Source organism: Robinsoniella sp. (assembly GCF_034124845.1).
In genome coordinates this window covers 1-9,787 of the sequence record NZ_JAWYAJ010000536.1, presented here as the reverse complement: position 1 = coordinate 9,787, position 9,787 = coordinate 1, and the positions used below count along the sequence as shown (strand labels likewise).

Annotated in this window: 10 protein-coding genes; all 10 read left to right on the top strand. The window is 41.6% G+C overall.

Annotation, left to right across the window (positions count from 1 at the left end):
- A partial coding sequence (locus ACH2DQ_RS26655) for a hypothetical protein (protein WP_395028668.1) occupies positions 1-423 on the top strand: 423 nt, incomplete at its 5' end.
- Between the two features lie 300 nt (positions 424-723).
- Positions 724-2,268, top strand: coding sequence for a response regulator (locus ACH2DQ_RS26650; RefSeq protein WP_394912489.1), 1,545 nt, complete (start codon positions 724-726; stop codon positions 2,266-2,268).
- Between the two features lie 9 nt (positions 2,269-2,277).
- On the top strand, positions 2,278-3,555 hold the full coding sequence (locus ACH2DQ_RS26645; protein WP_394912488.1) for an extracellular solute-binding protein: 1,278 nt from the start codon (positions 2,278-2,280) through the stop codon (positions 3,553-3,555).
- Between the two features lie 24 nt (positions 3,556-3,579).
- Positions 3,580-5,376, top strand: a complete 1,797-nt coding sequence (locus tag ACH2DQ_RS26640) for a sensor histidine kinase (RefSeq protein WP_394912487.1) — start codon at positions 3,580-3,582, stop codon at positions 5,374-5,376.
- Between the two features lie 260 nt (positions 5,377-5,636).
- Positions 5,637-6,113 carry a metallophosphoesterase family protein gene (locus ACH2DQ_RS26635; protein ID WP_394912486.1) on the top strand — a complete coding sequence of 159 codons (477 nt, stop codon included), beginning with the start codon at positions 5,637-5,639 and terminating at the stop codon, positions 6,111-6,113.
- A gap of 3 nt (positions 6,114-6,116) precedes the next feature.
- Positions 6,117-6,692, top strand: a complete 576-nt coding sequence (locus ACH2DQ_RS26630) for a DUF2284 domain-containing protein (protein ID WP_394912485.1) — start codon at positions 6,117-6,119, stop codon at positions 6,690-6,692.
- 39 nt (positions 6,693-6,731) lie between these two features.
- Positions 6,732-7,265, top strand: coding sequence for a M48 family metallopeptidase (locus ACH2DQ_RS26625; RefSeq protein ID WP_394912484.1), 534 nt, complete (start codon positions 6,732-6,734; stop codon positions 7,263-7,265).
- A 45-nt stretch (positions 7,266-7,310) separates the two neighbouring features.
- Positions 7,311-8,195, top strand: coding sequence for an aminoglycoside 6-adenylyltransferase (locus ACH2DQ_RS26620; RefSeq protein WP_394912483.1), 885 nt, complete (start codon positions 7,311-7,313; stop codon positions 8,193-8,195).
- A gap of 27 nt (positions 8,196-8,222) precedes the next feature.
- On the top strand, positions 8,223-9,158 hold the full coding sequence (locus ACH2DQ_RS26615) for a LysR family transcriptional regulator (protein WP_394912482.1): 936 nt from the start codon (positions 8,223-8,225) through the stop codon (positions 9,156-9,158).
- Positions 9,159-9,290: 132 nt separating this feature from the next.
- Positions 9,291-9,749: a hypothetical protein gene (locus ACH2DQ_RS26610; protein WP_395028667.1), complete on the top strand. Its 459-nt coding sequence runs from the start codon at positions 9,291-9,293 to the stop codon at positions 9,747-9,749.
- Positions 9,750-9,787 lie beyond the last annotated feature (38 nt).

The following is a 9,787-nucleotide window of genomic DNA, read 5'->3' as shown; positions in this document are numbered from 1 at the left end:
CTGCTGACTGCGGGAATTGTCTGGTTTGCGGCAGGATTTAATATTATCCGCATCGGGCTGCTGGCATCCGGCAGAGACTGGAGTATTTGGGCAGTGCTCTCTGCCTTACTGGTATTCGGAGTGTTTTATGGTTTTATTTTTCGACGTTTGATCGGAAAGCACACCAAACGCATACTTGGCAGCAAAGAGGAACGGATGCATATACTTCGATTTTTTGACTTGAAATCTTATTGCATCATGGCATTTATGATGACTTTTGGCATATTACTGCGCCGTGCAGATGTATGGCCGGGACATTGTATCCGGATGTTCTATACCGGATTGGGTGCTTCCCTTGTGGCAGCAGGGATTGGGTTTTGTATAAAGTTTGTCATGGTGGAGAAATTAGTGGAAGATATGCGTGAGAAAAGTCATGTGTTTTAAATAAATAAAAATACGTTTTTTTAACTGGGTTTTGTGAATGCAGCAGAATACAGTCAAAAAAACGTATTTTTTATTTTGCAGTTAAATCCCAGGTCAAAAAAACGAATCTTTCCGAAGCTTCTGTTTATTCAAAATCCACTTAGAGAATGGTAAATTATAACTAACATGAAATGACTGCGTGCAGAGAGGCGGAAAAAGAGATTTCTTTTGGAAAACGATTATGATATGATGTTAATCGTGAAGGAAAGTATTGGGTAGCAGATCAGGAAACTGTCTGCAAGACGGGAGGAAAAAGACGAAATGTATCGTGTAATGGTAGCTGATGATGAACCTTTAATGAGAAAGGCCATGGTTTCTTTGACAAATTGGCAGGAGTTGGGATGTGAGGTGGTATATACCGCTGAAAACGGGCAGCAGGTTATGGAAAATCTAAAGGAGATTAAGCCGGATATATTAATTACAGATATTAAAATGCCCGGGAAAGACGGTATTGAAATCGCCAAATATATCTGGGAAGAAAAGTTGCCAATAAAAATAATTTTACTGACCGCGTATGCTGATTTTTCTTATGCACAGTCTGCTGTTAAATATAATGTAGTGGATTATGTTACAAAAACAGGTGCTTTTGACGGGCTGATCATGGCAATTAATAAGGCGAAAGACCTGATTGAAAAAGAACATACAAGCATTTCCAGAGAGGATAAAGAAACGGTGCTGGAATATTTTCTGAAATCCATATTTGACGAATCCATCTATGATGAAGATGAGATACAATCCAAAATGTCTGAACTGGGTATGAAGCCGGACAATTATCTGGTGCTGCTTCTGCATTTCCGCCTGAACGAAGATATGACAACGGAGAAAAAAAGCAGGACGTATAAGAGTCTTCTGAATTTCTTTTCCATGGTGTTTGGAGAACAGATGTTAAGAGGAATTCCGGTTCAGCGGGATATGTATGCCATCGTGGTACAAAATGTGCCGGAAAATTATATGGATACCATATTGATGCAGGGACAGCAGATCACGGATATGATGGATAATTTCATGGGGCTGTATGTAAATATCGGTGTCAGTTCCAGGCAGCAGAATGTGATCTGTATGAAGAAAGCTTACGACCAGGCGGAAAGTGTTCTGGGAAACAGCTTTATCAGCGGTGACAGCAAAATCAGCTTTTTTGAAAGAGATGGTGTGAATCCTGAAAAATACAGTGCCAAAGTGGATGAACTGATCGAACAGCTTTGTTTTCAGGTGAGCCAGGGCAATACAGAAGAGGTTCGGCTCAAATTCAAAGAGATTTTAGATACACAGAAAACGGAACTGTGTGCCGCAAATACAATAAAAAATTCAGGTATTATCATACAACAGAGATGCAGGAAAATCTTAGACTCCTTTGGTACGGACATTTTTCAGGTTACCGGCTACCGTGGGAGTATAACGGAGAAGATTCACAGGTGCTTTTATGCTGATGAATATGAAAAGGTAATGATGGAAATCCTCCAGGGAACTTCAGCTTACGTATCAAATGCCTCCAGTCATAAAAATACGATAGTAAATGAATGTGAGCGTTACATAGAAGAAAACTTCCATAAGGGCATTACGGTAACGGATATAGCAGAACACGTGGGTACCAGTATCAGTTACCTCAGCAGAATCTATAAAGAAGCCACCGGGGAGAAAATCCTGAACCGGCTGAATCAGATGCGGATCGAAAAAGCAAAGGACTATCTGAAAAACACGGATAAGAAAATATATGAAATTGCAGATGCGCTGGGCTTTGAAAATACCACCTATTTTTCTTATTTCTTTAAAAAATATACCGGAGTATCACCAAAAGACTTTAAATAGGAGGATCGGATGTTAAAGAAAAAAACAATGCTATTGTTGTTTGTAGCGGCAGCGTGCCTCCTGAGCGGATGCTCAGAAAAAGAAGATGTTCAGGTTACGGATATCATACTTATGCATGGATGGGGCGGTACGCTTCCCACCCATGCTACCATGCAGGAGATCTATGAAGAATTTTCAAGCCAAAATCCCGATATTAACCTGATCACCTATCCATCCTCGGACAGCAGTATTGCGGTAGAGAAAGCCAATGATATGCTGGCGGTAGGGAAGATGCCGGATATTGTCAGCACGAATGGGTTGTCGTACTATGTTTTTAACGCGGTAAAAAGAGGAATGGCACTGGATTTAATGCCATTTATTGAAGAAGATCCGGAGTTAAAAGAAAGCATACACCCGGCGGTCCTGGCTGGCTGGACCACTGAAGACGGGGCGCTGTATTCCATACCGGATGCATTGGAAATAGCAGGGTACTGGTATAATAAGAAGTTTTTTGTGGAAGCTGGAATCGTGGATGAATATGGGGAAGCGAAAACCCCGGACACCTGGGAAGAATTCATGGAAGACTGCAGGATTCTAAACGCATGGGGAAAACGGCAGAATCCCGATTTTGCTGCAGCGGCGTTAGACAGTGTACAGTTGTCAGAAGATGTTTTTCTGGCGAGAGTTGCAGGCTCGGGAGCAGAAGGCATTGAGCTTGCATCGGAACTGCCGGATAATTTCAGCAGCAAGATTATTTTCCAAACCTTAAAGGACATCCGAAAACTGGGGAAAGAATCTAATTTTGTATCCAGCATTGATAATGCAAGGCAATATTTTCTGGATGGAAAAAGTGCGGTATATTTCAACGGTGTATGGGACAGTGAACTGCTTGGCAGCAGTTCTATAAAAGAGGATGTGGCTTATGCAAACTATCCAACGGAGGATGGCAGCAGCGTTGCATACATCTCGCCATCTTCCGGCTATGTAATTTATAAAAATGAAAATCCAAAAAAGCAGGAGGCATGCATTCGGTTTCTGAAATACATGCTGAGCGAAGGTGTCCAGAAAAAGATGGCTATGGAAACGGGACAGGCACCGTCTAATCCCAATGTAAGCGGGAACGAAATCAAAGAAGGGTATCCGCTTTTGGGAGAAGCGCTGGAACTTGCCAACGAAGCAGATATACATATTAAGGCAATCAGTCTCTCCTGGGGCAATGATGCAGTTGATGATTTATCCCAGCGCCTTTTTGAGGAAGCGCAGGGTAAAATAGGACCGGAGACAGTGGTCAATTACCTGAATCAATAACAGAGAATAAAAGCGGAGGAAGCGATGAAGGATAAGAAAACAAAACGTCATTCCCTTAGAGAAAAAATGATGGCATTAAATCTCAGTGTGACGCTGCTGTCCCTTATTTTCTGCGGGGTGGTTTTTATCTGTTCGGTCTGGCTGATCGTAGGGAAATATATTGAACATGATCTGGATTTTTTTCTGACTGAGACAAATAATAATCTCAATACCAAAACGGAATACCTGGAAAATATTATTTACGAGATCCGGGGTTCGGAAGAACTTATGGCGTATCTGGATAGGGCTGGAAAGCAGGAACTGGACGAAAAGGAGCAGGATCGCCTGCAAAATGTTTATACCCGTACCGTAAATATCAGCAGCCAGAAGAATCTGGGAAATGGAAATGAGCCGATTGTGGAGAAAGTGTATCTCTTTGACAGTCAGGATGATTTTTTGTTTACCGGTTACTATGCAATGGTAGAATCCGAGGTTCAAAAAAGCCGGGAGGAAGCAATCGGAGTTTATAATAATTTCAGAACACAGCAGGAGGAACCGGGAGGAAGCCCGGATTATTGCTATTACCCAGGACAGGAAGGAAGGGAGTATCTGGCTTTTACCTTATATGACAGGAATATGAAGGATCAGGGAAGTGTGATCTTTGAGATCCGCCTGGATGTATTGGAAGGGATTATGGACCAGGTTGAGAATTATAAGGGTGCTTTCTGGATGTTATATGACCAGAGAGGAAATATTATCGTGGGTGAAAATTATAAAATGGCAGGTGGAAAGTTAGGGGAAATCAACCAATCATTTCAAACGGTGCCATATGAAGCTGCTATTAACAACACTGGATTTCGACTGTATACGGAAGATATGAGCATGTACCTGAGGGCAACCATTGGAATCCCGGAGGGGCAGACCACCTACTTACTTTATGATTCTGTTAAAATTTATATTTTTATATTGGCTGTCATCTGCGTCGCAGTGTTTGCTGCATTTGTAACCATTGTTTACCACATGACAAAGCCGCTGAAAGAATTCACAGAAAAGCTGCAGTCAGTTAAAGAAGGGGATTTTGAAACGAAATTACCGGATTACAGTACAGAAGAATTCCATGAAATCAGTCTGGTTTTCAATGAAATGACCGAATATGTAAATTATCTGATCAAACAGGTCTATGAAAAACAGCTTTCCATTAAAGAAATGGAATTAAAATTTCTGCAGACCCAGGTGAATCCCCACTTTATGTTCAATGTATTAAATACCATCGCACTTCAGGCAAGACTGGATCAAAACGACGAGACTTATAAAATGATCACCTCATTTTCCCAGCTGATACAGGCAAAAATATACCGTAAGGATACAGAAAAGGTACAGATTCGCCAGGAACTGGAATATGTAGAGTATTATTTATATCTCCAGAGTTACCGCTACGGTGACCGTCTGAATTACAATATTCAGGTGGAAGATGAAGAGGTACTGGATATGTACATTCCTAAGCTCTGCCTTCAGCTGATTGTGGAAAATGCCGTAGTACACGGAATTGAACCGAAACTGGAACCGGGGGTTGTAGAAATCGTCATGTATGAAAAAGAACGCAGTATCTATATAGAAATAAGTGATGATGGCGTTGGATTTGACCAGGAAGGGGAAGTATCCCTTCCAATTAATAAAGAAGTAAAAGAAAAAGGACATAATCATGTGGGGCTTAATAATGCCCATCATATCATACAGCTTACTTATGGTGAGAAATATGGAATCCATATTTTTTCTAAAAAGGGGGAGGGCTCAAAAGTTACTGTTCATATACCATTCGATGAAGGAAACTGCACAGAATAATGTGCAGTTTTTTTGTGAAAAAATATGTGCAGGGTTTTTGAAGGTGAAAAAGACTTAAATTGGAATAATTCTAAAATTGTTATTAAAAAACAGGGATTCTGTGCCGTAATCCGGTAAGTGTGTTATAATGACTTTACATGTCAGACTGCTCGGACGCTTCCCAGATGGAGAGTTAAGTTCTGTGACAGCTGAATTAAATTGTTAACAGAAATGGAACTAATCATAACCAGGTGTTTTGGATTCACAGAGGAGGAATAATTATGAAAAAATGCAGAATTGGAATTATTTCAGATACCCATGGACTGTTAAGACCGGAAGTTTTAGAAGTTCTGGAAATGTGTGATTATATTATACATGGCGGAGATATTAACAAGGCGGAAGTATTGGAGGAGCTTAATCGAATTGCACCGGTATACGTTGTCCGCGGAAATAATGACAAAGCGCAATGGGCAGAAGAATTACCGGAGGAACTATATTTTGAAATTGCAGATATGAAATTTTATATGGTTCATAATAAAAAATGCATTCCCGAAAAGCTATCTCAGGTAAGCGCTGTAATATTCGGACATTCCCATAAGTATTTTTGTGAAGAAAAAGATGGTGTCCTGTGGTTAAATCCCGGGAGCTGTGGAAAACGCCGGTTTGACCAGCAGATCACGATGGCTGTAATGGAAATTCATGACGGAAGATATATGGTAGAAAAAATAGAGTTAGATCAGGAACGGCAGGAGGTATAGGAAATGGAACAAGCTGTAAAATTAGCAGAAGAATGCGGATTTCATCACGCTGTTTGGATAGACAGCACAAAATTGGAATTCGACGCTTCTCTTCGCAGATATTGTGAGGAAAATCTTTGTGGCAACTATGGGAAAAATTATGCCTGTCCCCCGGATTGCGGTACTACGGATGAGATGGAACAGAGAGTCAGAAAATATAAAAAGGCATTGGTATTGCAGACAATCACACAAGTGGAAGATATTATGGACGGTCAGGAGACAAAATCTGTTAAAAAAAAGCATAACCAGATTACTCGAGAATTTGCCGCCAAAATGGAAGCGACAGGAGGGCAGGGACTAACGATCATGGCGGGTCCATGCTCTCTTTGCGCAAAATGCGGGATACAGGAAGGTATTTCATGCAGATTTCCGGATAAAATTGCATCCTGCCTGTCTGCATACTGCATCAATGCCCGGAAAATGGCTGAGTCCAGTGGCCTGGAATACTGGTGCAAAGATAACCGGGTAGCATTTTTCAGTGTCTATCTGACAGGAGCAGCAGAGGAGACAAGCATAGATGGAAAGGAAACGAAGGTATGAGAAGCAGTTCTTTCATGATCATACTCCGGGGTGATCATCATGGAGTATGAATTGATTTACAGCTCCCGTAAATCCATCGCTATCCAGATCATGGAGGACGGAAGAGTTGTAGTGCGGGCACCGAAAAAAGCTGGCAATCGTGCAATAGAGAAGTTTATCGTAGAAAAGGAGAACTGGATACGTACAAAGCAGCAGGAAACCCGGGATGCTTATGAAAATAAAAAAAGCGAGCTGTTAACGGATGCTCAAAAGATAAAGATGAAAAATCTTGCAAAAGAAGTATTTGCGGCAAAGACAGCGCATTTTGCCAGAATAATGGGTGTTACATATGGAAGAATTACCATCCGGGAGCAGAAGACCAGATGGGGAAGCTGCAGTTCTGCAGGAAATTTGAATTTTAACTGGAAGCTTCTTCTGGGACCGGAAGAAGTGGTGGATTATGTGGTGGTACACGAACTTGCCCACCGGCGGGAAATGAATCATTCAGCAAGGTTTTATGCTGTGGTAGCAGAGATCATGCCGGATTATAAAGTGTGGCAGCGGTGGCTGAAAGTAAATGGAAAGAGGTTATAAAGATAAATTCTAACATGATCAGAAAGATCAGAAAGGGAGTTTCAGATGAGAAGTGAGCAGGAGATGTACGAACTGATATTGGGAGTTGCAAAAAACGATGACCGGATTCTGGGAGTCTACTTAAATGGTTCCAGAGCGAAATCTGATGCACCAAGGGACTTGTTTCAGGATTACGACATTGTGTATGTGGTCACAGAAACCGCATCTTTTTTAGAAGATAGAAACTGGATTACCGTATTCGGAGAACTTCGCATGGTACAGGAACCGGATAAGCTGGATAAAATGCTGGGGCGGCAGGTGGATTTTAACAGCTCCTATGGGTATCTTATGCTGTTTCAGGATGGAAACCGCATTGATTTGCATATACAGGTTCTGGAAGCTGTTGAGACGGAAGTGTATTTTAAGGATTCCACGGTGATTCTCTGGGAAAGGGATGGCTGTTTAAGTAAAATCAATGATATCAAAAGGTTTAGCTATCTGGTAAAATGCCCGAATGAGGGGGATTATATCGCATGCTGCAACGATTTCTGGTGGTGTATGGCAAATGTGGCAAAGGGAATCTGGAGGGATGAACTGCCCTATGCAAAAAGTATGCTGGAGACTGTAATCCGGCCGAAGATGGATCTCATGGTCAGTTGGTGGATCGGCTGTCAAAATAATTTTCAGGTATCACCGGGGAAAATGGGAAAATATTTTAAACGCTATCTTACGGAAGAATATTGGGACATGTACCGCCAGACATATACAGACGCTGTTTATGAAAATATGTGGCAGGGGATATGGGCTGCCTGCAGACTATTCCGGGAGCTGGGACAAAGCGTTGGAGGAAAATTAGGATATATGTATCCGGTAAAGGACGATGGAAATATGGTGGAGTATCTGGAAGTGGTAGAGAAGCTTCCGGCGGACGCTGTGGATCTTCCGTTATAAAAGAAAGTACAGGTAAAGGAAACAGAGATGAAATTAAAGAATCTGGAATATTTTGTCGTTATTGCAGAACAGAAGAGCTTACATAAAGCGGCTGAGGTACTGTTTAATTCCCAGCCAAATCTCACGAGGGCAATGCACAGTCTGGAAGAGGAAGTAGGTGCGGATTTGCTCATCCGGTCTAATCAGGGGGTTGAACTGACGCCCATAGGTGAAAGCTTATATTATTATGCCAAATCTATCATCAACCAGTTAGAAGCGGTATCTGGTTTAAAGATGCTGAGCCAGGAAACGGTGCAGAGTAAACTAAATGTTGCGGTTGCCAGAATTATATTTGCGGATGATTTAATGCTGCGGTTCTATGAAACCGTAAAGTCAAATCATACTACGATAAATCTATTTGAAACCACGGTAGAAGAGGTGATTGACAGTGTGGCTGCCTTACAATCGGAAATCGGTATTGTTGCAATCAATAACTTTCAGTTTCCTATCTTCCGAAGGTCTCTGGCTATAAAAGAACTGGAATTTGAAGTATTAGACAAGGGACCTATTTACATTCAGGTAAGCGAAGCCAGCCCGTTGCTAAAAAAAGAAAAAATATATGCGGAGGATCTGCTCGATTATAGCTATATCCATCTTCCGTATGATTACTATGCAAATATAAATTTTGGTTTGAGCATGGATGGAATCCGATTTTCCGACTTTCGAAAGACGATAACAATGAATAATTACCATGCAATCATCCGCATGTTAAAACATGCAGATGCCTTTATTTTCGGAAACAAATGGCAGATGGAGGAACTGGCAAAGGGCAGAATCGTAAGCCGGGAGATTGAGAATATAAATAGTGAAATGATGCTTATTTGGATAAAACGTAAAAAAGAAGTGATATCGGATAATGGAAGGAAATTCCTGGAATTATTCAGGGATTATTACGGAGAAAATCCAGACTCACGTAATGCCTAAAAAGTATCGCGAGGCTATTCACAATGAGTATTGGCGGGATTATGGATATGGCAGTATAATTAAAACAGATGTAAGAAATATCTAAGTCAGAGAGCCATAACAGCATCAAATAAAGACATAGGAGTGGCAAAGATGGCGGAAGAGAAGAAATTACCTAAGGAAGAGGAACAATTAGCATCCGAAGCGGCAAAGAAATCGGCAATGCAGGCAGCGGAAGAAACAGCAGCAAAGTCGGCGGGAAAAGCAGCGGGAAAGACAGCAGCAAAGTCGGCGGGAAAAGCAGCGGGAAAGACAGCAGAAGAGTTGGCGAAAGCTCTTATCAGACAGAAAATTATCATTGGAAGTCTGGCTGGTGTTATTGCCCTTGGTGGTGCAGGAGCAGCAATTGGTTATCATCAGGGATGGTTTGGTAACAAACCGGCTTCCTCTCAGATCTCAGAGTCAATAACAGATGCATCCACAGAAAAACAGCAGCCGGCATCTGCAGATGTTGATCCAAATGCAGGAGAGTGGGACGGAACAGTACCCCAGGCACCAAAAGGAGATCCAAATGCAGATTCCATAGCCATACCTGGATATCCCCAGATTTAACCCAAAAGCTTGCAGATATAAAAAAAGTCACTACCTTT

Bases quoted from the DNA above. Each gene is read 5' to 3' on its own strand.
- ACH2DQ_RS26640 (WP_394912487.1), top strand. From the start codon at position 3,580: ATGAAGGATAAGAAAACAAAACGTCATTCCCTTAGAGAAAAAATGATG.
- ACH2DQ_RS26630 (WP_394912485.1), top strand. From the start codon at position 6,117: ATGGAACAAGCTGTAAAATTAGCAGAAGAATGCGGATTTCATCACGCT.
- ACH2DQ_RS26610 (WP_395028667.1), top strand. From the start codon at position 9,291: ATGGCGGAAGAGAAGAAATTACCTAAGGAAGAGGAACAATTAGCATCC.
- ACH2DQ_RS26620 (WP_394912483.1), top strand. From the start codon at position 7,311: ATGAGAAGTGAGCAGGAGATGTACGAACTGATATTGGGAGTTGCAAAA.
- ACH2DQ_RS26645 (WP_394912488.1), top strand. From the start codon at position 2,278: ATGTTAAAGAAAAAAACAATGCTATTGTTGTTTGTAGCGGCAGCGTGC.
- ACH2DQ_RS26635 (WP_394912486.1), top strand. From the start codon at position 5,637: ATGAAAAAATGCAGAATTGGAATTATTTCAGATACCCATGGACTGTTA.
- ACH2DQ_RS26650 (WP_394912489.1), top strand. From the start codon at position 724: ATGTATCGTGTAATGGTAGCTGATGATGAACCTTTAATGAGAAAGGCC.
- ACH2DQ_RS26625 (WP_394912484.1), top strand. From the start codon at position 6,732: ATGGAGTATGAATTGATTTACAGCTCCCGTAAATCCATCGCTATCCAG.
- ACH2DQ_RS26615 (WP_394912482.1), top strand. From the start codon at position 8,223: ATGAAATTAAAGAATCTGGAATATTTTGTCGTTATTGCAGAACAGAAG.